Here is a 21,046-nt window from a genome sequence, read left to right as displayed (position 1 = left end):
GGTCAGGCCGCCTTGGTCAGGACGACCGCGATCCGATCCTGGGCGGCCAGCGCCACCACGGCCGGTACGTCCCGGACGGCGAGCGCCAGGTAGACGACGACCTCGTCCCGTCCGTCGGTGGTGACGGCGTCGGTGACGGTCGCGGTGAACCGGGTGGCACCGGACGGCGAACCACCGCCGCTGTCGCTGCTCGGCGTGCTGACCAGCAGTATCTGGTCACCGGGGCGGAGCTTCGGCGCCGGCACCTGGGCTGCGCGCAACCCGAGCGCGAGCTGCTGCTGCCCCGGGCCGAGCAGCGGGTCGTCGGTGAGCTGGGCCATCGTCAGCAGGGTGCCCGGTGCCAACGAGACGGCGGCCCGCATCCCGATCACGTCGGCGAGCCGGGAGGCGGGCACCGGTTCGAGCCCCTGACCGCCGGCCACCTGCACCGACACCAGGTCGTCGGCGCGTACCACGTCGCCCACCTCGACCGCCCGGGCCACCGCCAGGTAGCTGCCGGTCGCCCGGACCGAGGTCACCGCGAACGCCGAGCCCAGTCCACCGAGGGCGATCAGCAGGACGGCGAGGCCGAGCAGGCCGGGCCGGACCCGGCGTTGGCGGACCACCCGGGGCGGGGCGACCGGCGCGTCCACGGGAGAGGTTCCGTTCCGGGTCGCCACGCTCACTGGTACCAACCTTCCGTTTGCGACTGCGGGGCTCGCAGGACCGGCTCACTCACCGGGCCACCACCTGAAGCTCGTTGATCTGAATGGCGACCGGGCCGGTGGTGCGGGTGACACCGGGGATGCTGTCGCTTTCACCGCCGCTGCTGGTCCACGTCACCGACCAGTGCGTGGTCGCCCGGACCGTGTACGTCCCGGCCTCGGGGTAGCCGCTGTGGTAGCCGCAGTCGGGTGAAGGCTGCCCGGCGTGTTGGCCTCGGGCGCGGTACCGGGTGCCGGGGCCGGTGCAGGTGACCGTGTCGCCGTTGCCCATGTCCCAGACGACCCGGCTGACCCTGGCCCGGATGGTCACGGTCAGGCCGCGGTCCGTGGCGGAGGCGCGCAACGGGCCGAACTGGTTGGCCCCCCGTTCCGCCCACATCCAGACCGGCAGACCGACCAGACCGGGGCCGACGGACTTGCGGGGTGCGACCGCCGCCCGAGGCGCGAGCAAAGTGATCGAGGCGAACGCCCGGCGGGCCAGTTCCTCCGGGTCCGGCGGAGCGCCGAAGCCCGGCGGCGGCGCGTCCAGCAGCACGAGAACTCCCTGGCCCAGTGCACCGCCGTTGCAGCTCTCCAGGTAGTACTGCTGGCCGGCGGGGGGTTCGGTGGGCGGCGACTCGGCGAGCTTGTAGTAGCAGCCGTTGCCGCTGTTGAACCAGCCGAGCAGGTCGTCGTAGCAGGGGATGGTGCGGCCCTGCCACTGGCAGACGCCGCCCCCGCCGCCGTTGTCGCCGCCGCTGCCGTCGTCCCCGCCGTCACCACCGCCACCGGGGGTGCCTGGATCGTCGTCCCAGACGTTGCAGTTCGGTTGGGCGGGCGGGCAGTCGGCGCCGGGATCGGCGGCGGTCGCCGGCACCGCGCCGGCGCTGGCCAGCAGCACCGCCAGCGCGCCGCCGAGCAACGCCCGCCGGATCATGCCGGCACGAGGTGCAGCCGGGGAGCGGCGATCGTGGGCCGCCGCTCGACCGCGCGGACCGGCCAGCGACGTGCGGCCAGGGCGCCGTGCAGCAGATCCGGAACCGGACGTGGCGGTTGCCGAGGGAAGCGACGCGCTGCTGGCGGACCGGCCGGTCAGCACGGCTGGTCCTGGTGCGCCGCGCCGGTGCTGATCCGCCAGCGACCGTCGGGATAGCGCATCGCCGTGGCGGTGGCCAGGTGGCGGGAGCCGCGGGTGCCCGGTACGACCTTGTCGTCGGCGAGGTAGACCATCCGGTAGTTGCTGGCGTCCACGCAGTCCTGGATCTCCACTGTGGGCGGTGTGGAATCCAGGTCCATCGAGATGACGGTGGGCCCCTCGGAGCGCAGCGTGCCCGCGCTCACCGCGCCGTTCTGGCGGGCCTGACGCAGGCTGAACCGGACCCTGGTCAGCAGTGGGTCGGCGAGGAACCGGGCCAGCGCCGGCTCCTGTGGATCGCTGCGCCGGCTCGCCGTCCGGGACGCCGCGAGGTAGCCGGAGTAGGCCGCCAGCGCCGCCTTCTCCGCAGCCGCCTCCTCGGCGGCCCGTTCGGTGCCGGCCGGTCTGTTCCGGTCAGGTGCTGCGCTGGTGGACGTTTCCTGGGTACCGCCACAAGCGGTGCTCGTGCCGACCGTGGCAACCGCTACCAGGCCGGCCGTCCAGCGGCTCAGCTGCCGTGCTCGCACCTCGTGCCCTCCTCGGTGCCCGACCGGCGTACGCCGTCACCAGCGTCTCCGGGCGTGCGGCGGCGCTACCGGACGAATCTCTTCATCCCGGTTCTGTGCGCAGCCACATTTACGTCTATGGATCTCCTACGAAATGCACTCGCCAGGCTGCTCGTCGGTGGTGGACGTGGGTTGCGTCACATCCAAGGGGCGAGCATAGGCTGACGCTGGCCAATGCAACAGAGGCAATTCACTCGAACACTCTGAGTTATGGATGGTGGTGACGCCGCATGGTTACCGGTAGGTTGCCGATGTTGATCGGCGCGGGGGGCGGCTCGGCCGGGTGTGGGCGGCGGAGCGGACGATCCCATCCGTGGGCGGGCGCCCAGCCGACTGGTCGCAATGGGGCGGGAAATGGCAATCGGTCCGATCCGTCCCCGGCAGAAATGGTGCCAATGGGTCGTCAATTGTCGCCGATGGGAATTCCATCTGCCCGTTACGGGCATTCGGTCCGACGTCCGGACAGCAGGATGGTTGGCGGTGTCCGACGAACGGAAGGCCACCCGAACCGACCGGACACACTACCCTCCGTGAGGGGGTGGTCCGAGTGACCCGGTCACCTGCGCCACCGACACCGGCGCACCGGGCGGCCACGCCGACCGACCCACCGTCCGGGCGCACCACCCGGTCATGGTGGTACGCCGCAGCGGTACTGGCGATCACCCCACTGCTCCGGTACGCCGTCGCCCGGCACGCCGTACCCCCGGGAACCGCCCGCCGGACCGGCTGCGACGCCTGCGGCGCGCCGATCGGCCCACACCGTCCCTGGCCGGCGCTCGGTCCGACCGCCCGCTGCGGCGGGTGCGGCGCCCGGGTCGGTGCCCCGCCGGCCACCCTCGAACTGGCCGCCCTGGCCACCGTGGCCGCGCTGCTGCTGACCCGCCCACCCGCCGTCGAGTTGGCCGCCGCCGGGTGGTGGCTGGCCTTCGCGGTGCCGTTGATCTTCATCGACGGCGCGGTGCACCGGCTGCCGGACCGGCTGACCTGGCCGGCCGCCGCCGGCACCTGGCTGCTGCTCGGGCTGGCCGCGCTGACCGGGGCCGGTGCGGCACCATGGCTGCGCGCCGTCGCCGCCGGGCTCGGGTTGGCGCTCTTCTTCGCCAGCACCACCCTGTTGCTCGGTGCGCGGGGCTTCGGCATCGGCGACGCCAAGCTCGCGCTGAGCGCGGGCGCACTCCTGGGCTGGTACGGCTGGAGTGTGCCGGTGCTCGGCCTGCTGCTCGCGCTGACCGTGTCCGGGCTGGTCGCCCTGGGTCTGCTGGTCAGCCGCCGGGCCCGCTTGTCGAGTCACCTGCCGTTCGGGCCGTACCTGGTGCTCGGCACGGTCGGCGCCCTGCTGCTGGTGTGGTGAACCGGCCGGCGGGGAATTGTCAGCCCGCAGGGACCGTCGGAGAGTCCTGGAGGCACTGTGCACCCCACCCCTGACCAGCAACCGGACGAGCCGCAGCCCGACGAGCGGTGGCGGATCAGACGAACCCGGGACGACCTGGACCGGCTCGGCGAGACCGAGTCGGTCTTCGCGTTGAGCAACGGTTGGCTGGGCTGGCGCGGCACCCTCGACGAGGGCACACCGGTCGACATGCCGGGCAGCTACCTCAACGGGCTGCACGAACGCCGGGAACTCACCTACCCCGAGGACGGCTACGCCTTCCCGCAGCTCAGTGACACCGTGATCAGCCCACCGAACGCCACACTGGTACGCCTCTGGGTCGGTGACGAGCCGCTGGACCTGCGCACCGGCACGGTACTCGCCCACGAGCAGGTGCTCGACCTGCGGGCCGGGGTGATCGAACGGCTCACCGAGTGGATCTCGCCGGCCGGCGACGGGGTGCGGGTACGCAGCACCCGGCTGGTGTCGCTGGCCCGCCGCCGGGTCGCCGCCGTCGACTGGACGGCGGAACCCCTGGACGGGCCGGTCGACGTGCGGATCTGCGCGGACCTGCTGGCCAACGAGCATGTCCCGGAGCGGGCCGACGATCCTCGGGCCGCCTCGCTGATCAAGGACCCGCTGACCGCCGAGCTGCACCGGGTCGACGCTGCCGACGCGCTGCTGGTGCACCGTACCGAGCGCAGCGGGCAGCGGGTCGCCGTCGCGGTCGCCCACCGAGCAGCGGCGCCGGCACACCTCACCACCGACGCCGACGCCACCCCGGACCGGATCCGGCTGACCCTCACCGGTCCACTGCGCGCCGGGGAGCGGGTCCGGCTGACCAAGTTCGCGGCGTTCGAGTGGGCACCCGTGGAGGACTTCACCGTCGAAGGACTTGCCGCCCGGGTGACGGCCGAGGCGGAGGTCGCGCGTACGGATGGCTTCGCCGGCCTGCGTACCGAGCAGCGGGCCGCCCTCGACGAGGCCTGGCGCACCGCGGACGTGCTGCTCGACGGCGACGAGGAGTTGCAGCTGGCGATCCGGTTCGCCATGTTCCACCTGATCCAGGCGGGGCGTTCGGACGGCGACCGGACCATTCCCGCCAAGGGGCTGACCGGCAACGGCTACGACGGGCACGTGCTCTGGGACACCGAGGGCTACGTGCTGCCGGTGCTGACCTACGTCGCGCCCGACATGGCCCGGTCGGCGCTGCGTTGGCGACACGCGCACCTGCCGCAGGCGTACGACCGGGCGGCGGAGCTGCGGCTGACCGGAGCCACCTTCCCCTGGCGGACCATCAGCGGCCGGGAGTGCTCCGGCTACTGGCCGGCCGGCACCGCCGCGCTGCACGTCAACGCCGACATCGCCGACGCGGTCCTGCGCTACGTCGGTGCCACCGACGACGAGGACTTCCGCACCGGTCCCGGGCTGGACCTGCTGGTGGCCACCGCCCGGTTGTGGCACGGCTTCGGGCACTTCACCGACGACGGCAGCTTCCACATCGCCGGGGTCACCGGCCCGGACGAGTACGCCGCGCTCGTCGACGACAACCTGTTCACCAACCTGATGGCGCGGCGGAACCTGCGCGGCGCCGCCGACGCCGTCGAGCGGTACCCGGAGGCGGCCGGCCGGCTGGGCGTGGACCCCGCCGAGGTGGCCGGGTGGCGGGCCGCCGCCGAGGCGATGACCATGCCGTACGACGCCAAGCGGGGGGTGCACCAGCAGGCGGCCGGGTTCACCGACCGGCCGGAGTGGAACTTCGCCGACACCGGCGACGACGACTATCCGCTGCTGCTGCACTTCCCCTACCTGGAGCTGTACCGGCACCAGGTGGTCAAGCAGGCCGACCTGGTGCTGGCGATGCTGCGCTGCCCGGGCGAGTTCACCGCGGAGGAGAAGGCCGCCAACTTCGCCTACTACGAGGCGCGGACGGTCCGGGACTCGTCGCTGTCCGCCGCACCGCAGGGGGTGCTCGCCGCCGAACTGGGCCACCTCGACCTGGCGTACGACCTGTTCGCCGAGTCGGTGCTCCAGGATCTGGAGGATCTCGGCGACAAGACGGGCGACGGGCTGCACCTGGCCTCGCTGGGCGGGGCCTGGCTGGCACTGGTGCAGGGCTTCGGCGGCCTGCGCGACGATCGGGAGCTGTTGTCGTTCGACCCGCGGCTGCCCGACCGGATCGACCGCCTCGCGTTCAGCCTGCTCTGGCACGGTCACCGGCTACACGTGACGCTCACCGCCGACGAGGCCCGGTACGAACTGCCGAACGCCGACGTCGACGCCGCGATCGAGCTGTGGCACCACGGTGAGCGCCTACGGGTGACGGCCGGCCGCCCGACCACCCGCCCCATGCCGCCGCTGCCCGACCCCGGTCCCGAGCCGCCCTCCCCACCCGGCCGCCGCCCCGCCCGCCGCTGACCCGGTTGGTGTCAGTGGACCGGCTCACCCTGGTCGCCGAGGCCCGGACCGCCGGACATCCGCTGTCGCACGGCCGCCAGGTCCTCGAAGGCGTACGCCCAGTTGTGGCACTTGAAGCTGCGCAGTCCCTCGATCGGTGACCGACAGTCGGCGCAGCGTACGCCGGGGATGGCGGCGGGCAGACCGGTGTTCACGTAACGCCGGTCGCCGAGGATCACCGTGGCGATCATCATCGGGTCGTGCACCCCCTTCAGGGCCGAGGCGACGATGTCGTACCAGGTGATCCGGCGACCGCACTTCGGGCAGTCCGGCTGGTCACCGCTGACCCACAGCGGCGCGCCGATGGTCCGGGGCGGCATGTTGAGCAGCTTCTCGATCCGTCGTACGTCGGCCTCCGGGGTGGTCCAGCGGTGCCGGCCGGGCAGTGCGGCGGGCGAGTCGTAGACGGCTTGGAACAGGGCGGGGTCGACCTCGACGGTCTCGCGTTCGCTTGTCATCGGCGTCCCTCCCGGACTTCTCGGCGCCCCCACCGTGGTCACCGGCGGGTGGCAGGCACAACCGGATCAACGACACGGCGGGCCGACCGGCCCGGTTCGGGCGTACCCGGATGCGAGCACCACCCGAACCCGGGCCGACCGGGGCGGTCAGGCGGTCGACGCGGCAGTGAACGGCGTGGTCGGCGTCGTTCGCGGTGTCTCGGTGAGCGCCCGCTTCCGGACGCCGAAGATCACCAGGTAGCCGAGGATCCAGAGTTCGCCCACAGTGGCGGGGACCACCAGCAGATCGGTGGCGATCCCGGCGCCGGGGGCGAGGTATCTGACGAAGGTCATCAGTACGTACCCGACACCACCGGCGACGAGGATCCAGCCGAGGGCCCGGGGCAGCCAACCCGAACGCAGCACGCACCAGCCCATCGGCATCAGCCAGAGGCCGAAGAAGAGTCCGCCCACCGCCCACAGGTTCTCGCTGACGAGGTACAGCAACTGGACGGTGTCGGCGGCTCCGCCGGCCTCGCCGGTGGCCACCCCGAGCGCGGTCCCGAGCATGGCGGCGCTGCCGAGGATGGCGACGGCGTTGACGATGCCGAAGGCGGCGATGCTGCCGGCGGCGATGCTGTCGACGGAACGGAACAGCCGGTAGAACCAGACGGCGGCGAGCGTCTGGGTGAGCACGACGAGCAGTTCGAACGCCACGCCGAGGCGCGCCAACGACTCGTTGGCGACCAGGTTGGCGAGAGTCGCGCCGGCGTCACCGGCCTCGAAGATCATCGGTCGGATGGTGAGGAAGCCCAGTGCGCCGGCGATGCCGAGCCCGAGGTAGAAAAGCCCGGTCGTCCGGGCGGTGCGGATCAGTGGATGCATGGTGCTCCTTCGGTTGCGGCAGCTCCGGTGACCCGGATCAGCCTTACGTCGTAAGGCAACCATACGTTGTAAGGTCAAGGGCAGATGGGAGCCGCATGGGAGTGAGGAAACGCCGGGAGCCGCTGAGCCGTGACCGGGCACTTGCCGCCGCGATCGCGCTTGTGGACGTGGACGGGATGGCGGCGCTGACGATGCGCCGGCTCGCCGCCGACCTCGGCGTCGAGGCGATGTCGCTATACCACCACCTGCCCGGCAAGGAAGGGCTGCTCGACGGCCTCGTCGACGCCGTCGTCGCCGAGATCACCACCGCCGCGACGCAGGCCGAGACGGCGGCGGCCGGCGGAGACTGGCGTACCCGACTACGGCTGCGTTTCCTCGCCGCCCGTGCGGTGATGCTGCGGCACCCGTGGGCGCCCGCCCTGCTCACCTCCCGCTCGACTATTCCCGCCGGGGTGTACGGCTACTACGAGGGCATCCTCGCCACCCTGATCGACGGCGGCTTCTCGTACCGGATCGCCCACCGGGCGCTGCACGCGTTCGGCAGCCTGGCGCTCGGGTTTGCCCAGGAGGTCTTCCAGCCCGGCGCGGGCGAGGAGGTCGACGCCGAAGCGGCGGAGGCGGAACTGGCCGAGCTGTCCGCGCGGCTACCCCACCTGGCGGCGATGGTGGCCGCCGAGCTGCACGAGGCCACCGACCCCACCCTCGGCTGGTGTGACAGCCAGACCGAGTTCGAGTTCACCCTCGACCTGCTCTTCGACGGTCTGGAACAGGCTCGCGACGCAGCCGGCCCGGCGGTACCCCGTACGCCCGCTTGAAGGCACGACAGAATGCCGCCTCCGACTGGTAGCCGAACCGCCGCGCCACCACCGGCAGCGGCTCGTCGGTGCGACCGAGGTGATCGTGGGCGAGTTGCAGTCGCCACGCGGCCACGTACCGCATGACGGGTTCGCCGACCAGTGCGGTGAAGCGTGCGGCGAACGCCGAGCGGGACATCCCCGCCTCCCGGGCCAGCTCGGTCACGCTCCAGTCCCGCTCGGGCGTGCGGTGCAGCGCGGTGAGTGCCTGCCCGATCTGCGGGTCGCGCAGCGCCGCCAGCCAGCCCTGGCGCGCCTCCGGCGCGGCGTCCAACCAGGCGCGGATCGTCTGGATGACCAGGACGTCCGCCAGCCGGGTGAGCATCGTCTCGCCGCCCGGGCGCAACGCCTGCGCCTCCCTGGCCACGAACCGGAGCGTGCTGTGCAGCCACCCCGTCTCGTCGTCGAAGCGGTCCAGGTGCAGCACGGTCGGCAGTTGGGCGACCATCCGCTGGGCCGCGACGTGGTCCAGCCGCAACACCGCGTACGTGACCTGGGTCAGCTCACCGCCACCGCCGTACCGCATGATCTCGTAGCGCTCGCTGAGCCGCTGCACCGGAATCGAGAAGAGTGCCTCGGTCGACGCCTGCGGATCACTGCGGAAGCGGTGCGGAATGCCGTGCGGGATCAGCGTCAGGCTGCCCGGCCCGACCAGGCGCGGTTCGACGCCGTCCGCCTCGAGCCAGCACCGCCCGGCCGTGACCACCTGCAACGTCATGCAGCCGGGCAGGGCCGGCACCGCCACCCCCCACGGTGCGGTCAGCTCGGCGCGGCAGTACAGCGTGCCGGTGAGCCGGAGGAGATGCAGTGTCTCGCCGAGCGGGTCACGGGCTGCCGCGACCTCGCGGGCGGGCGTCGTCCACATCGCTCAAGGCTCTCGCAGATTTGCTGATCGTCCAAGTCGCTGGATGCTAGGCAAAAAAATCCGGCAGCACGATCATTGTTCCACCACCGAATCCGCACCAGGCTGGGTTGGCAGCAAGAATCCTCTCCGAAACGGAGCCACCCATGTCCCGACCGTCAGTACTCGTCACCGGCGCGACCGGCAAGACCGGCCGACGCGTCGCCGATCGCCTCAACCGCCTCGGACATCCGGTGCGGCAGGCTTCCCGCCGTGGCGAACAGCCCTTCGACTGGGCGAGGCCGCAGACGTGGTCGGCCGCGCAGCGGTGAGCGGCCGGCAGTCACCCGTCGAGTCACCGTCCGCACTACTACCCACAGCCGGAAGGATCGGGCTGACCGTCGCCGGACTGGTCGCGATCGTGGTCGGTGGAGCGTTGCTGACCGTGCCGGCGACGTTCCACGCCGGGAACGGCATCGAGTACGCGGGCAACAGCAGCCTGCTCAGCGAGGCCCGCTCCGCCGGAGGTTCGCTGCTGGCCACCGGCGTACTCGTCATGCTCGGCGGGTACGTCCGCCGGCTGACCTACACCGCCGCCCTGGTCGGTGCCGTGGTCTATCTGGCCTACGGCCTGTCCCGGCTGCTCGGCATGGCGCTCGACGGGCCACCGGCCGCCGGCCTCGTTGCCGCCACGGTGGTCGAGTTGATCCTCGGCGCCGTCTGCGGCCGGCTCGTCCTGCGGTACGACCGACAGCCCCGGTCACCACTACTGTCAGACGGTGCGTGACATCTCGACGGTGGCGGAGACCTTTCGCACGGCCCGTGGCTTCGGCAACTCCCCGCTGTACGGCCGGCTGCTCGCGGTCGTCGCGGAGGACAGGTCGCTGCTCGAACTGGCGGCCCGTACCCGCCCCGGCCAGCAGCCCACGTTCGCGCTCTTCGGCGCGGTCCACTACCTACTGCTGGCCGGGACGCCCGGTCCGCTGGCCGAGTACTACCCGTCGGTGGCCGGCGCCGCCGCTCGTCCGGTCGACGGAGGCACCGGCCCGGCCTTCGCCCGCTTCTGCGCGGCGTACTCCGACCGGATCGCATCGCTGCTCGGCACGCGCCTGGTGCAGACCAACCATGTGCAGCGCGCGCTGGTGCTACGGCTGGGACTGGCGCTGCTGCGTCGCACCACCGCGGCACCGGTGTGCGTCGTCGAGGTGGGCTGTAGCGCCGGGCTGAACCTCCGCGCCGACCGATACGCCTACACGGTGGGTGGTAGGCCGGTCGGCGACCACAACTCACCGGTCCACATCGGAGTGGAGGTGCCGGACGCCGACCTGCTACCCGACCTGGATCAGCTACCGGAGATCGCCGACGTGGTCGGCATCGACCTGGCTCCGCCGGACCTCACCGACACCGACGACCGGGCGTGGCTGCGCGCACTCGTGTGGCCGGAGAACTCGCATCAGGCGGCGCAGTTGCAGGCGGCGATGGCCGTCATGGCGGCCGACCCGCCACGCGTGGTGGCCGGCAACGCCACCGAGATCGGTCCCACGGTCGCGGCAACGCTTCCGCCGGGGCTGCCACGCCTCGTCGTGCACACCGCGACGCGGATCCACGTGCCCGCCGAGGATCGTCCGGCGTTCGACGCCGCCGTGACGGCCTTCGGAGCGGACGGACCACTGCTGCACCTCGCACTGGAGGATGACCACCTCGTCGCACCGTCGGGCCGGCCGGGCATCGGGCTCACCGCCACCGACGCGACGGGAAGCCGGACCATCGCCGTCGCCGACGGCCACCTGGCCTGGCTGGAACCCCTACCCGCGATGAACGATCTGGTTCCTTCACGCCGGGCTACGTCGGGTCGTGCCCGTTGAACAGCCGGGTGATGACCTGTTGCAGTCGGATGATGTCGGTGATCGTGTACCGGCCCTCGCCCGGCCGGGGATCGGCGCCCAGCGGTGGCTGCTGATGCCCGGAGGCAAGGGCCAGGACCTGATTGGCGGGGTCGGGCAGGTAGGTGAGCCCGACCACCCCGAACCGGGCCTGGCCACGGTCGCGGGCGGCGGCCCGGCCGGACAACTCGTCCAACGTCGGTGGCCGGTCGAAACGGCAAGCGTAGAACTCGATGATCGGGTACTCGTTGCCGCCCGCGACCTCGCGTACGAACGCCGCGTGGAAGCCGGCCTCCACCTGGATGGACACCACGTCTCCGGGGCGAAGGAGCGTCAGGGTTCCGGGCCGGCGTGGCCGCCGCTTCAGCGGTGGCGGCGGCGTGGCCAGCAGCTCCTTGATGGCCGGAGACTGCCGGGCGAAGGCGTCGGAGAGCACGACATCGCGGTTGAGTGAGTCGATGGCAGCCGACGCGTGGGCCGTGACAGCCGCATCGGCGAGGCCGTACCGGTGCAGCAGCACGGCCATCGCCACCCAGCCACGGTGCCGGGTCTCCGCAGCGGTGTCGTCGGCGTCGAGCAGGCACCGCCAGCGGGTGAGGATCGGTGGAACGACCCGTCGCGCCAGCTCGCGGTGATCGTCCGGTACGGCCGCCAGCTGCCAGCCCACCCACCGGGCCAGATCCTCGTTCAGCGCGCGGACGAGGACCGGCGCGGCGAGCTTGTCCACGATCTGCTGATGCCTCACGCCGAGCGAGTCTGACAGACCTCCGCACCCCGGCGCCGGGCCCGCCGCTGCGAAAAATCCCGCCAGATGGGTACGGGGGAGTGCATGGCTCATGGACGACACTCAGGCGACCCCTCGTGATCACCGGTACCTGGCCGCTGCTGCCCAGCGTGGTCGCGCTGGTCGCCGCCCTCGCGGCGATCCTGTCCGCCGGCCGGGCGTTGGTCCGGACGGCCGACGAACTGGCCGACCGAACCGGGATGGGCGAGGCGGTGGCCGGCGCCCTGCTGCTCGGCGCGGTGACCTCGCTGCCCGGCATCGCCACCACGGTCATCGGGTCGGTTCGGCAGGACGCCGAGTTCGCCCTCGCCAACCCGATCGGTGGCATCGCGGTGCAGACGGTCTGGCTGGCCATCGCCGACCTGCTCTACCGCCGCTCGAACATCGAACACGCGGCGGCCTCCCTGGAGAACGTCCTGCAGGCGGTCGTGCTGGTGGCGCTGCTCTGCCTGCCCGTGGTGGCGTACGCCACGCCTGAGCTGACCGTGCTCTGGGTGCACCCGGCGAGCCTGCTGATCCCCGTCATCTACCTGTACGGCCTGGTGCTGCTGCGCCGGCTCCGCCGGGAACCGATGTGGTTCGCCCGCCGCACCACCGACACCCGTCAGGACGAGCCGGCGGCCGAGACATCCGGAATGAGCCTGCGTCGGCTGTGGTTGCGACTGGCCGCGCTGGCGGCTGTCGTGGCCGCCACCGGCTACCTGATCGGTCAGGGCGGGCTCGGCTTGGTCGCCGCCTCCGGCCTGCCCAGCGGTTTCGTGGGCTTCACCATCACCACGGCGATCACCTCGCTGCCGGAGCTGATCACCCTCATCGCGGCGGTCCGCATCGGCGCGTTGACCCTCGGCATCGGCAACATCCTCGGTGGCAACGCCTTCGACTCTCTGATGATCTTCCTCGCCGACGCCTCGTACCGGCCCGGGTCGATCTACTCCGAGGCGAACCTGTCGGGGCTGCTGTTCACCGGCATGACCACCCTGATGACGGCCACGTTGACCGCCGGCCTGCTGATCAGGGAGCGCCGGGGCATCGGCTTCGAGGGGGCCGCCATCCCGATCATCTACCTGGCCACCGTGGCTCTGCTGCTCCTGCGGCCCGGCTGATGGCCGGGCCCACCTGAGTAGGTGACTTCTCCTAGGGCACGAACTCGGACGGCGTCCGGCGACCCGGGGCCCGAGCAGCCAAGGCCACTGACGCACGCGGCCAAGCAGGATGCTCCCATTGCGGGCACAGTAGTCGCCGCCGGTTACACGCACTGCCCCCCCGTTGTCCACCTAGCCACCGGAGCGCCCGAGCGCCCGCCGGAGGCGATGCCGGACTCGACCGGGACCGCCGACGCTCCCGCTTCCGGCCGGTCCGCTACCGGTCGCCGTAGTGGTAACGGCAGGCGATGATCTCGACGTCGTCCTTGGTGATCCGGTAGACGAGCCGGTGTTCGCGATCGATTCGGCGGGACCAGAAGCCGGACAGCTCTCCCCGAAGGGGTTCCGGCTTGCCGATGCCTTCGTACCCGTTGCGCATCACGTCCGCGATCAGGTCGTTGATGCGCTTGACCAGCTTGCGGTCGGTGTGGCTGAGGTACTGGCTCCATGCTGTCGCGGTGAAGACCAGCCTCACGCGACGTCCCGCACGGTGGCCGGGTCGACCAGGTCCCGCTCGGCCGTGTCGCCCTCATCGAGCTCCGCGATCGAGCGGCGCAGGGCTGCGGCGTTGGCCGGGTTGCGAAGGAGGTACTCGGTTTCCTTCATGGACTCGTACTCCGCAAGCGGCACGATGACCACCGGTTCGTGGCCCGACCGGGTCACCACCACTTCCTCCGCGTCGTTGATGACGCTGTCGAGTTCGGCGGCCAAGTTCTGCCGTAGTTGGGTGAAGTTCACAGTCCGCATGACCACCTCCGGGCAAGTACAGAAAATTGTACCTCGGGCGGCGCGGGTCTCGCTCCTGGTTCAGCTGGCGGTGGATCCACGGGTGCCGCTACGAGCCAAGATCGCGGCCAGAACGGCCCGGCGAAGGGCGGCTGACCTGCGTAAGAGTGGGCCGCCAGGGACTCGAACCCTGAACCTATGGATTAAAAGTCCACAGCTCTGCCATTGAGCTAGCGGCCCGCGTCGCTCAGGTTACCGGACACCGACGGGCGCGGGCTCGCGGCTTCCGGCCCGCCGTCGATGGATGGTGGCGGCTCCCCCGGATCGGGGTGGACGGCGGCTGGCAGGATCGGCTGGGCCGATGCCCGGACCTCGTCGTCGGCCGGGCTGTCCCGCGTCCTGGAGGTGCCGCAATGCCGGAGCCGATCCGCCTCGCCGTCCTGGCCGGGGCGACGCTCACCACCGGGCTGGTGGCGGGGTTGTTTTTCGCGTACGCCTGCTCGGTGATGCCGGGTCTGGCCGCGACCGACGGTCGGACCCTGGTCGGCACCATGCAGTCGATCAATCGGAAGATCATCAACGGCTGGTTCCTGTCGGCGTTTCTCGGTGGGCCGTTGCTCGTGGCGGTGGCCGTCGTCGGGTATCTCGGCACCGGCGGTGCGGTGCTCGGCTGGCTCGTCGCCGCGCTGGTCGGTCATCTGGTCACGCTCGCTGTCACGGGCCGGTGCAACGTGCCGCTGAACAACCGGTTGGAAGCCGCCGGGCCGGTCGACGGGATCAGCGATCTGGCGGGGGTGCGGCAGTGGTTCGAGTCGCCCTGGGTGCGCTGGAACCTGGTCCGCACGGTCAGCTCGGTCACCGCCTTCGCCTGCCTGATCGGCGCACTGCTCGCCCGATGAGCGACCGGTGCCGGTGGTTAGCCCGGGACCGGTGGGCCGCGTTCGGGTCCGGCCGCGACCACCGCTGCGGCTCGATGCCGGCTGGCGCGCGGGAGACGACAACCTGGCCGCTGTGCTTGGAGAGCGGCTGACCGGGTACGGAACCGGGCATGCGGATCGTGGTCGTGGGAGCGAGCGGGAACGTCGGTTCGGCGGTGCTGCGCCGGTTGCGGCGCGAGCGCGACGTGGAGATCGTCGGGGTGGCGCGGCGGTTGCCGCCTCCGGGTGCGGGTGAGCCGTACGACGGGGTGCGGTGGCACTCCTGCGACATCGGCCTGGCCGGCGCGGCGGACGAGTTGGCCGGTGTCTTCGCCGGTGCCGACGTGGTGGTGCACCTGGCCTGGCAGATCCAGCCCAGCCACGACCAGCGCGTGTTGCACCGGACCAACGTCGGTGGCAGCCGGGCGGTGGTCGACGCGGTGCTGCGTGCGCAGGTGCCGGCGCTGGTGTACGCCTCGTCGGTCGGCACCTACGCACCCGGGCCGAAGGACGCCCCGGTCAGCGAGCGCTGGCCGGCCACCGGGGTGTCGGGGTCGTCGTACAGCCGGGACAAGGCGGCGGTGGAGGAGATGCTCGACGGGATCGAGCGGAGCCATCCGGCGCTCCGTATCGTCCGGCTGCGTCCTGGGTTGATCTTCCAGCGGGAGGCCGGTACCGAGATCAGCCGCTACTTCCTCGGTCCGCTGGCACCGGTTCGGCTGCTGCGGTTCGGCCGGCTGCCGCTGGTGCCGACCAATCGGCGGCTGCGGATGCAGGTGGTGCACGCGGACGACGTGGCGGACGCGTACGCCCGGGCGATCATGGGTGACGCGCGAGGTGCGTTCAACGTCGCGTCGGACCCGGTGCTGACTCCCGAGCTGGTGGCCCGGCACTTCCACGGCTGGACGGTGCCGGTGGCCGCGCCGGTGCTGCGGGCCGCCGCGACGCTCACCTGGTGGGCCCGGCTGCAACCGGTCGACGCCGGCTGGATCGAGCTGGCGCTCAACGCCCCGCTGATGTCCAGTGAGCGGGCCGAGACCGAGCTCGGCTGGCACCCGAGCGTCGACTCGGTCACCGCCCTGCGGGAACTCTTCGCCGGCCTGGCCGAGCGCGCCGGAACCGCCAGCCCACCCCTGTCCATCTCGCCCACCCTCCCGGCAGGCCAGGGCAACCCCTACTGACCCCGCCGGCAGGTCAGCGGATGGTGGAGGCGGTGAAGGTGGGCTTGCCGGAGCCCAGGTAGAAGATGCCGGGATGGTTCTCGAAGCCGTGGCTGGGGTTGCGGCGCAGGGTCGAGTTCTCGATGCGCAGGGTGCCGGTGCGGTCGTTGCTGACGAAGAAGATCGCCCCGCCGCCCTCCCGGGCGTCGTTGTCCTCGACGACCGTGCCGGCGAGGCGTACGGAGAACTTGTTGCCGTCGCAGTAGATCGCCCCGCCGCTGCCGCCGCCAGGCGTGCCGGAGCGGGCCGGGTTGGCGCCCTCGCCGACCGCCTCGTTGTCCCGCAGCACACTGTTGAGGAGCACCCAGGACACCCCGATGCTGCTCAACGCGCCGCCGTTGGCGCAGGAGCCGCCGGTGAAGGTGCTGTTGACCACGTACACCGGCTGGTCGTCGTGCTGGTCGAGCACCCGGATCGCGGCGCCGCCCAGGTCGGGGCCGGTCCGGTCGCAGCGGTTGTCGACGAAGCGTGAGTTGACCACCTTGAACCGGCCACCCCGGACGAAGATCGCCCCACCGCCCCCACCGTCGGTGCGCTGGCCGGTGGCGTCGCCGTCGGCGAAGGTGAGGTTCTGCACGGTCAGTCGCGGGTGATCCTGGTCGTCGCAGTGCGAGGTGGTCCAGCCCTGCAACGCGTCGCAGGTGTTCATGTAGAGGATGCGCCGCTTGCCCTGCCCGCTGAGCGTCACCTTGCCGCCACCGTCGAGCACCACCTGCGGGCCGTTGGCGTTGCGCACCTTGGCGGTGGCGGTCATCCGGATGGTCACCGGCTCGGGACCGCAGTCGAAGGTGATGATGCCGCCGGCCGCGACCGCCCGGATGACGGCGGCGGAGGTGCAGCTGTCGGCGGTGCCGTTGCCGACGGTACGGGTCGGCTTCGACGTGTCGACCGCCCGCCCGGCCGCCGGCACGGTCACCCGTCCGCTCGGGTTGCCGCTGTTGGGGGCAGCCCGGGACGCACGGGACGGGGGCGGGCTGGCACTGGCACTCGGGCTGCTGCCCAGCCCGGTCTGAGCCGCCGGGGTGGCCTGCGCGCCCGGCGCCTGCCCCGTGCTCGGCGTCGGGGACGTGCCGCTGTCCGGGGCCTGGGCGCTGCGCGGGTCGGCGCTCGGCACGGACGGGCTGCACGCGGCCAGGGTGGCGACGGCGACGCCGAACGCGAGCGCGGCGATGGAGGGTCTGAGGCGCACCCCGTGATGCTAGGGCCTGTGTCAATGAACCCGGGCCCCGCGTGGACCGGAAGATCAGGCGATCGGCACGTGGTGCAGGTGCCTTCGCCGACGCAGCCGCACGGCGAAGACGCCGGCCACCGTCACGATCAGCAGCACCGTGACCACCAGCCCGTGCAGAGAACCTCGGGTCAGGTAACCGTCGTCGGTGTGGTCCACCGCCCAGGTGGCGATCTCCCGGCTGGACCAGAACGGCGTCAGCTTCGCCCCCGCGTCGGCCGGATCGAGCAGCATCTGCATCGCCACCACGGTGAGCAGCAGCAGCGTCCCCTCCAGCTCGCGGGGCAGCAGGGCACCGATCAGCATGCCGAACGGCGCGGCCACGGCCACGCAGCAGAGCATCGCCACGGCGATCCCGCCGTATCGCAGGTTGTTCGCGTCGACGACGGTGAGCAGGAAGAACGGCACCGAGATCGCCAGTCCGAGCCCCCACAGGCCGAGCATCCGACCGAGGTAGAGGTGGTGCGGCCGGTAGCCGGTGAGCCGGAGCCGGGGCTCCAGTTCGCGGGCCGCGCTGGTGGCGAAGAGGGCCGCGGTGCTGACCGCCCAGCTGATGCCGAGCAGCAGCGCGCGCACGGACTGCCCGACGTAGGAGTCCCGCCGGATCAGCCAGAAGGTCAACGGCATCAACAGCAGGAGCAGGAGTACGCCCCGGCGGCGCGCCAGTTCCCGCAGCGTCATCTCGGCCACGGTGACCAGCCGGTTCACGATCGGCCTCCCTGGTGAGCGGGGGTCAGGTCGAGTACCACGTCGACCCGGTCGAGCTGGTTGAGCAGGTGGGTCACCACGACGATGGCCCGCCCTTCGTCGCGTAGCCGGGTCAGCTGGTCCCAGAGGTCGACGTAGCTGCCCTGGTCGAAGCCCTGGTACGGCTCGTCGAGCAACAGCACGTCCGGCTGCGCCAGGGTGGACATGGTGAGGTTCAGCTTCTGCCGCGTACCCCCGGAGAGGTGCCGGGCGAGCACGGCGTTTCCGGCGTCCCAGCCGAGCTGCCGGGCAGCCGCCCGGCCAGCCTGCCGGGCGGGCCCCCGTGGCACGCCCTGACCGGCACCCACCAGGACGAAGTGCTCGTCGGGCAGTAGGAAGTCGGCGGTGCCGCCCTGCTGCGGGCAGTAGCCCAGCCGGCCCGAGACGGTCACCTCCCCGGCGTCCGGCGAGACCAGGCCGGCGCAGATCCGCAGGAACGTGCTCTTGCCGCAGCCGTTCGCGCCGACCACGGCGGCGATCTGCCCGGCCCGTACGGTAAGCGACGCGTCGCGGAGCACCACCTGCCGGCCGTACCGCTTGGTGATGCCCCGGGCGTGCAGCCGGACGGGGCCCGGGCGCGGGCCGGGTGCGGTGCCGATGCTCTCCACGATGGCGGCGGCGTACGCCTGCGGCGAGCCGAAGACCAGCCACGGATCACCGCCGCCCTCGCGCAGGTGGGTGGCCGCCTCGGCGACCACGTGCCGGGCGGCGTCGCCGCCCACCCGGCGCTGGTACAGCTCGGCCGCGAATGCGCGCAGCCAGTCGTCGGCGTTCACCCGTCGACCCCCTTCGTGACGATGCCGGTCACCGGGGCCACGAACGCCAACCAGGCGTTGCCGCCGTGCCGCAGCGCCGCTCGCCCGTCGTCGGTGAGTTGGTAGTACTTGCGGGCCGGACCGGAGTCGCCCTCCCGCCACCGCGCGGTGACCAGCCCGGTGCGTTGCAGCCGCAGCAGCACCGGGTAGAGCGTGCCGCCCTGGATCGGTCCGACGCCTGCGGCGTCGAGCGACTGGGCAAGCTGATAGCCGTAGGACTCGCCGTCGCGCAGCAGGGCGAGCACGCAGAGATCGAGCACTCCACGCAGCCACTGCCCCCGACGGTCGGAATCCACCCGCCGAACCCTAGTGCCGCTACCTAGATGGCACAACTACCTAGTGCGGTACGGAGGTCCGACCGGCCGGTGTCGGCGTACCTCAGCCGGTCACCACATCGGAGATCACCACGGTGACGTTGTCGGGCGCGCCGGCCTGGTGGGCGAGCTTCACCAACTGTTCGCCGCACTGGTGGCGGTCGGCGTGCATCCCCAACGTGGCGGCGATCGCGTCGTCGGCCACGTAGTCGGAGAGCCCGTCGCTGCACAGCAGCAGCCGGTCACCGGCGGCGAGGGTCACCGCGCCCATCGTCGGTGGCGCGTCGGCGCCCTGCACCGCCCGGGTGACAAGCGAGCGTTGTGGGTGGTGGCGGGCCTGCTCGGGGGAGAGCGCACCCTGGTCGACAAGCGCCTGCACGAACGTGTCGTCCCGGGTCAGCTGGCGCAGTTGGCCGTCGCGGAGCAGATAGCAGCGGGAGTCGCCGACCTGCGCCAGCACCAGCGTCTCCCCGGCCAGCAGGGCCGCGGTCAGCGTCGTACCCATGCCGTCGCGGGCGGGGTCGGCGGCGATCGCGGCGTGGATGCGCTGGTTGGCGGTGCTCACCACGGCACGCAGCGCCTCGGCGGCATCGTCCGGCGCGGTCGGCGGGACCAACTCGTCGAGGATCCGGATGACGATCTCGCTGGCCACCTCGCCGGCGGGCAGCCCACCCATGCCGTCGGCCACCGCGACGAGGCGCTCGCCGGCAAGGGCGGAGTCCTCGTTGTTGGTCCGGACCAGACCGATGTCGTTGAGGATGGCCGAGCGGAGGATCAGCGTCATGGGACAAGCTTGCCAAGAAGACCCTTCCCGCGTCTCTACGCACTACTGCGTAGGGTTGAGGAATGTTGCCGGTGTCCATGGTTGGGCGCGCCGGTGAGCTGGCTGAGCTGGACCGGGCCTGGTCCAGCGTGGTCCTGGGCCGCCGCCGCTCCCCGGCCGTAGCGGTCGTCACCGGGGGGCCGGGCGTGGGCAAGAGCCTGCTGGTCGCCGCCGCGCTCGACGCCTTCACCCCACGACCGGCGGTGGTGCTCAACGGCGCCGCCCGGGTGCACAGCCCCGCCCCGTACGACTGGTTGGCCGCGGTGTTGAGCGGACGCGACACCACCCGGCTCGACCTGCCGGCCGATGCGCTGGCCTGGCTCGCCCAGCAACCCACCGCGCCGCGCGAGCGCTACGCCCCCGGCACCCTGCTCCGGCTGGCGGTGCGTACCGTCCGGGTGCTTGTCGGTGCCGGTCCGGCGGTGCTCGTGGTGGAGGACCTGCACGCCCTCGACCCGGCCAGCCTCAACCTGGTCGGCGAACTGGCCACCGCCGACGGGTTGCTGGCCCTGCTGGTGGTGGCGACCAGGCCCGCCGCGCGTGCGGTCTCACCGGAACTCGCCGGCCGCACCCTGGCCCGCCTCTGCGGGGTACGCGGCGTCGTGCGTCAGCACCTCGGCCCGCTGCGCCCGGCCGAGGTCGCCGAGGTGCTGACCCAGGTGTACGCGGACCCACGCCCCGAACTCGTGCACGAGGTCTGGCGGCGCACCGAGGGCAACCCGTACGCGCTCACCGAACTGCTCGCCGCGTACGCCGGGCAGGATCCGGACGCCCTGCTGGCCCCGGCCGGCTCGCCCGTGCCGCCCGAGTCCGATCCGGCGTCGTCCCCGTCCCGTCCGGCCGTACCCGCGTCCCGGGTTGCCGTGCCGGAGTCCCGTCCCGGCCGGTTGGCGCGTCGCCGTGCCGCGCCGGAGCCTGGGTCCGCCCCCGGGTCGGCGGTCCCGCCGCCGGTCTGCCTGACCGGCCGGGAGGTGGAGGTGCTCGACTGCCTGGTCGCCGGGATGTCCAACAAACAGGCGGCCCGCGCCCTCGGCATCTCGGTACGCACCGTCACCGTGCACGTCTCCAACCTGCTGCGCAAGACCGGCACCGCCTCCCGCACCGAGGTGGCCCTCTGGGCAGTCCGCCAGCGACCCGCCCCACACGGCGCCACCCTCGATGGCGTCGATCATGAAGTTATTGCCCCGGCAAGCGCTTACCCACGGCAATAACTTCATGAT

24 protein-coding genes and 1 tRNA gene are annotated in these 21,046 nt (G+C 72.0%); 10 read left to right on the top strand and 15 right to left on the bottom strand.

Annotated features, from left to right (window positions below; translation table 11 throughout):
- Positions 1-2 precede the first annotated feature (2 nt).
- The 3 genes from KBX00_RS23905 to KBX00_RS23895 form a co-directional block, all read right to left on the bottom strand.
- The gene (locus KBX00_RS23905; RefSeq protein ID WP_210830306.1) at positions 3-665 is read right to left on the bottom strand and encodes an SAF domain-containing protein; all 663 of its coding nucleotides are present in this window, start codon (positions 663-665) and stop codon (positions 3-5) included.
- Positions 666-714: 49 nt separating this feature from the next.
- Positions 715-1,620: a hypothetical protein gene (locus KBX00_RS23900; RefSeq protein WP_210830305.1), complete on the bottom strand. Its 906-nt coding sequence runs from the start codon at positions 1,618-1,620 to the stop codon at positions 715-717.
- A 155-nt stretch (positions 1,621-1,775) separates the two neighbouring features.
- Positions 1,776-2,345 carry a hypothetical protein gene (locus KBX00_RS23895; RefSeq protein WP_210830304.1) on the bottom strand — a complete coding sequence of 190 codons (570 nt, stop codon included), beginning with the start codon at positions 2,343-2,345 and terminating at the stop codon, positions 1,776-1,778.
- Between the two features lie 691 nt (positions 2,346-3,036).
- Between KBX00_RS23895 and KBX00_RS23890 the strand changes: the two genes are divergently transcribed.
- Positions 3,037-3,735 carry an A24 family peptidase gene (locus KBX00_RS23890; RefSeq protein WP_301548513.1) on the top strand — a complete coding sequence of 233 codons (699 nt, stop codon included), beginning with the start codon at positions 3,037-3,039 and terminating at the stop codon, positions 3,733-3,735.
- Positions 3,736-3,792: 57 nt separating this feature from the next.
- Positions 3,793-6,171: a glycoside hydrolase family 65 protein gene (locus tag KBX00_RS23885; RefSeq protein ID WP_210830302.1), complete on the top strand. Its 2,379-nt coding sequence runs from the start codon at positions 3,793-3,795 to the stop codon at positions 6,169-6,171.
- 11 nt (positions 6,172-6,182) lie between these two features.
- On the opposite strand, the gene KBX00_RS23880 is transcribed toward KBX00_RS23885, so the two are convergent.
- A complete protein-coding gene (locus KBX00_RS23880; protein WP_210830301.1) occupies positions 6,183-6,668 on the bottom strand; it encodes a hypothetical protein in 486 nt (161 codons plus the stop codon).
- Between the two features lie 147 nt (positions 6,669-6,815).
- Positions 6,816-7,532 (bottom strand): DUF4386 domain-containing protein, encoded by a 717-nt coding sequence (locus KBX00_RS23875; RefSeq protein ID WP_210830300.1) that lies wholly within the window; start codon positions 7,530-7,532, stop codon positions 6,816-6,818.
- Between the two features lie 95 nt (positions 7,533-7,627).
- On the opposite strand from KBX00_RS23875, the gene KBX00_RS23870 reads away from it, so the two are divergent.
- A complete protein-coding gene (locus KBX00_RS23870; protein ID WP_210830299.1) occupies positions 7,628-8,347 on the top strand; it encodes a TetR/AcrR family transcriptional regulator in 720 nt (239 codons plus the stop codon).
- Here the strand turns inward: KBX00_RS23870 and KBX00_RS23865 are convergent.
- Positions 8,268-9,251, bottom strand: a complete 984-nt coding sequence (locus KBX00_RS23865) for an AraC family transcriptional regulator (protein WP_210830298.1) — start codon at positions 9,249-9,251, stop codon at positions 8,268-8,270. The two genes, KBX00_RS23870 and KBX00_RS23865, sit on opposite strands and share 80 nt — an antisense overlap.
- Positions 9,252-9,394: 143 nt before the next feature.
- On the opposite strand from KBX00_RS23865, the gene KBX00_RS23860 reads away from it, so the two are divergent.
- The 3 genes from KBX00_RS23860 to KBX00_RS23850 are packed head-to-tail and all read left to right on the top strand — an operon-like array spanning position 9,395 to position 11,092.
- Positions 9,395-9,559: an NAD-dependent epimerase/dehydratase family protein gene (locus KBX00_RS23860; protein ID WP_210830297.1), complete on the top strand. Its 165-nt coding sequence runs from the start codon at positions 9,395-9,397 to the stop codon at positions 9,557-9,559.
- Positions 9,538-10,014, top strand: a complete 477-nt coding sequence (locus tag KBX00_RS23855) for a DUF4345 domain-containing protein (protein WP_210830296.1) — start codon at positions 9,538-9,540, stop codon at positions 10,012-10,014. Before KBX00_RS23860 ends, KBX00_RS23855 begins: the two co-directional genes overlap by 22 nt.
- Positions 10,007-11,092, top strand: coding sequence for a DUF2332 domain-containing protein (locus KBX00_RS23850; RefSeq protein ID WP_210830295.1), 1,086 nt, complete (start codon positions 10,007-10,009; stop codon positions 11,090-11,092). The genes KBX00_RS23855 and KBX00_RS23850 overlap by 8 nt, the downstream gene beginning before the upstream one ends.
- Here the strand turns inward: KBX00_RS23850 and KBX00_RS23845 are convergent.
- Positions 11,070-11,855 (bottom strand): hypothetical protein, encoded by a 786-nt coding sequence (locus KBX00_RS23845; protein WP_210830294.1) that lies wholly within the window; start codon positions 11,853-11,855, stop codon positions 11,070-11,072. The two genes, KBX00_RS23850 and KBX00_RS23845, sit on opposite strands and share 23 nt — an antisense overlap.
- 116 nt (positions 11,856-11,971) lie before the next feature.
- Here KBX00_RS23845 and KBX00_RS23840 point away from each other — a divergent pair, with 116 nt between their 5' ends.
- Positions 11,972-12,997 (top strand): sodium:calcium symporter, encoded by a 1,026-nt coding sequence (locus KBX00_RS23840; protein ID WP_307869063.1) that lies wholly within the window; start codon positions 11,972-11,974, stop codon positions 12,995-12,997.
- 256 nt (positions 12,998-13,253) lie between these two features.
- On the opposite strand, the gene KBX00_RS23835 is transcribed toward KBX00_RS23840, so the two are convergent.
- From KBX00_RS23835 to KBX00_RS23825, 3 genes are all read right to left on the bottom strand, one after another.
- Complete coding sequence (locus tag KBX00_RS23835; protein ID WP_111242115.1) at positions 13,254-13,511, bottom strand: Txe/YoeB family addiction module toxin; 258 nt, start codon at positions 13,509-13,511, stop codon at positions 13,254-13,256.
- Positions 13,508-13,783, bottom strand: a complete 276-nt coding sequence (locus KBX00_RS23830; RefSeq protein ID WP_210830292.1) for a type II toxin-antitoxin system Phd/YefM family antitoxin — start codon at positions 13,781-13,783, stop codon at positions 13,508-13,510. The genes KBX00_RS23835 and KBX00_RS23830 overlap by 4 nt, the downstream gene beginning before the upstream one ends.
- A 147-nt stretch (positions 13,784-13,930) precedes the next feature.
- Positions 13,931-14,002, bottom strand: a tRNA-Lys gene (locus tag KBX00_RS23825).
- Positions 14,003-14,175: 173 nt separating this feature from the next.
- Here KBX00_RS23825 and KBX00_RS23820 point away from each other — a divergent pair.
- Together KBX00_RS23820 and KBX00_RS23815 are read left to right on the top strand one after the other, a co-directional pair.
- A complete protein-coding gene (locus KBX00_RS23820; protein ID WP_210830291.1) occupies positions 14,176-14,661 on the top strand; it encodes a DUF1772 domain-containing protein in 486 nt (161 codons plus the stop codon).
- A 149-nt stretch (positions 14,662-14,810) separates the two neighbouring features.
- On the top strand, positions 14,811-15,860 hold the full coding sequence (locus tag KBX00_RS23815) for an NAD-dependent epimerase/dehydratase family protein (protein ID WP_210830290.1): 1,050 nt from the start codon (positions 14,811-14,813) through the stop codon (positions 15,858-15,860).
- Positions 15,861-15,873: 13 nt separating this feature from the next.
- Here the strand turns inward: KBX00_RS23815 and KBX00_RS23810 are convergent, their stop codons facing one another.
- The 5 genes from KBX00_RS23810 to KBX00_RS23790 all read right to left on the bottom strand — a co-directional run bounded on the left by KBX00_RS23810 (position 15,874) and on the right by KBX00_RS23790 (position 19,787).
- A complete protein-coding gene (locus KBX00_RS23810) occupies positions 15,874-17,088 on the bottom strand; it encodes a hypothetical protein (protein ID WP_210830289.1) in 1,215 nt (404 codons plus the stop codon).
- A 54-nt stretch (positions 17,089-17,142) separates the two neighbouring features.
- On the bottom strand, positions 17,143-17,835 hold the full coding sequence (locus KBX00_RS23805) for an ABC transporter permease (RefSeq protein ID WP_210830288.1): 693 nt from the start codon (positions 17,833-17,835) through the stop codon (positions 17,143-17,145).
- A complete protein-coding gene (locus tag KBX00_RS23800) occupies positions 17,832-18,650 on the bottom strand; it encodes an ATP-binding cassette domain-containing protein (RefSeq protein WP_210830287.1) in 819 nt (272 codons plus the stop codon). The genes KBX00_RS23805 and KBX00_RS23800 overlap by 4 nt, the downstream gene beginning before the upstream one ends.
- Complete coding sequence (locus tag KBX00_RS23795) at positions 18,647-18,985, bottom strand: PadR family transcriptional regulator (protein ID WP_093403911.1); 339 nt, start codon at positions 18,983-18,985, stop codon at positions 18,647-18,649. Before KBX00_RS23795 ends, KBX00_RS23800 begins: the two co-directional genes overlap by 4 nt.
- Before the next feature lie 82 nt (positions 18,986-19,067).
- On the bottom strand, positions 19,068-19,787 hold the full coding sequence (locus KBX00_RS23790; protein ID WP_210830286.1) for a PP2C family serine/threonine-protein phosphatase: 720 nt from the start codon (positions 19,785-19,787) through the stop codon (positions 19,068-19,070).
- A gap of 62 nt (positions 19,788-19,849) precedes the next feature.
- Here KBX00_RS23790 and KBX00_RS23785 point away from each other — a divergent pair, with 62 nt between their 5' ends.
- Positions 19,850-21,037: a LuxR C-terminal-related transcriptional regulator gene (locus KBX00_RS23785; protein WP_210830285.1), complete on the top strand. Its 1,188-nt coding sequence runs from the start codon at positions 19,850-19,852 to the stop codon at positions 21,035-21,037.
- Positions 21,038-21,046 lie beyond the last annotated feature (9 nt).

The organism is Micromonospora sp. C95, from assembly GCF_018070465.1.
Lineage (GTDB): Bacteria > Actinomycetota > Actinomycetes > Mycobacteriales > Micromonosporaceae > Micromonospora.
The sequence above is the reverse complement of the archived record's forward strand: the minus strand, read 5'-3'. Positions and strand labels throughout refer to the sequence as shown.

What these genes read in the sequence shown, in the direction of transcription:
- KBX00_RS23865 (WP_210830298.1), bottom strand. Translation starts at nt 9,251, where the DNA reads ATGTGGACGACGCCCGCCCGCGAGGTCGCGGCAGCCCGTGACCCGCTC.
- KBX00_RS23830 (WP_210830292.1), bottom strand. Translation starts at nt 13,783, where the DNA reads ATGCGGACTGTGAACTTCACCCAACTACGGCAGAACTTGGCCGCCGAA.
- KBX00_RS23870 (WP_210830299.1), top strand. Translation starts at nt 7,628, where the DNA reads ATGGGAGTGAGGAAACGCCGGGAGCCGCTGAGCCGTGACCGGGCACTT.
- KBX00_RS23875 (WP_210830300.1), bottom strand. Translation starts at nt 7,532, where the DNA reads ATGCATCCACTGATCCGCACCGCCCGGACGACCGGGCTTTTCTACCTC.
- KBX00_RS23790 (WP_210830286.1), bottom strand. Translation starts at nt 19,787, where the DNA reads ATGACGCTGATCCTCCGCTCGGCCATCCTCAACGACATCGGTCTGGTC.
- KBX00_RS23860 (WP_210830297.1), top strand. Translation starts at nt 9,395, where the DNA reads ATGTCCCGACCGTCAGTACTCGTCACCGGCGCGACCGGCAAGACCGGC.
- KBX00_RS23785 (WP_210830285.1), top strand. Translation starts at nt 19,850, where the DNA reads ATGTTGCCGGTGTCCATGGTTGGGCGCGCCGGTGAGCTGGCTGAGCTG.
- KBX00_RS23815 (WP_210830290.1), top strand. Translation starts at nt 14,811, where the DNA reads ATGCGGATCGTGGTCGTGGGAGCGAGCGGGAACGTCGGTTCGGCGGTG.
- KBX00_RS23900 (WP_210830305.1), bottom strand. Translation starts at nt 1,620, where the DNA reads ATGATCCGGCGGGCGTTGCTCGGCGGCGCGCTGGCGGTGCTGCTGGCC.
- KBX00_RS23880 (WP_210830301.1), bottom strand. Translation starts at nt 6,668, where the DNA reads ATGACAAGCGAACGCGAGACCGTCGAGGTCGACCCCGCCCTGTTCCAA.
- KBX00_RS23820 (WP_210830291.1), top strand. Translation starts at nt 14,176, where the DNA reads ATGCCGGAGCCGATCCGCCTCGCCGTCCTGGCCGGGGCGACGCTCACC.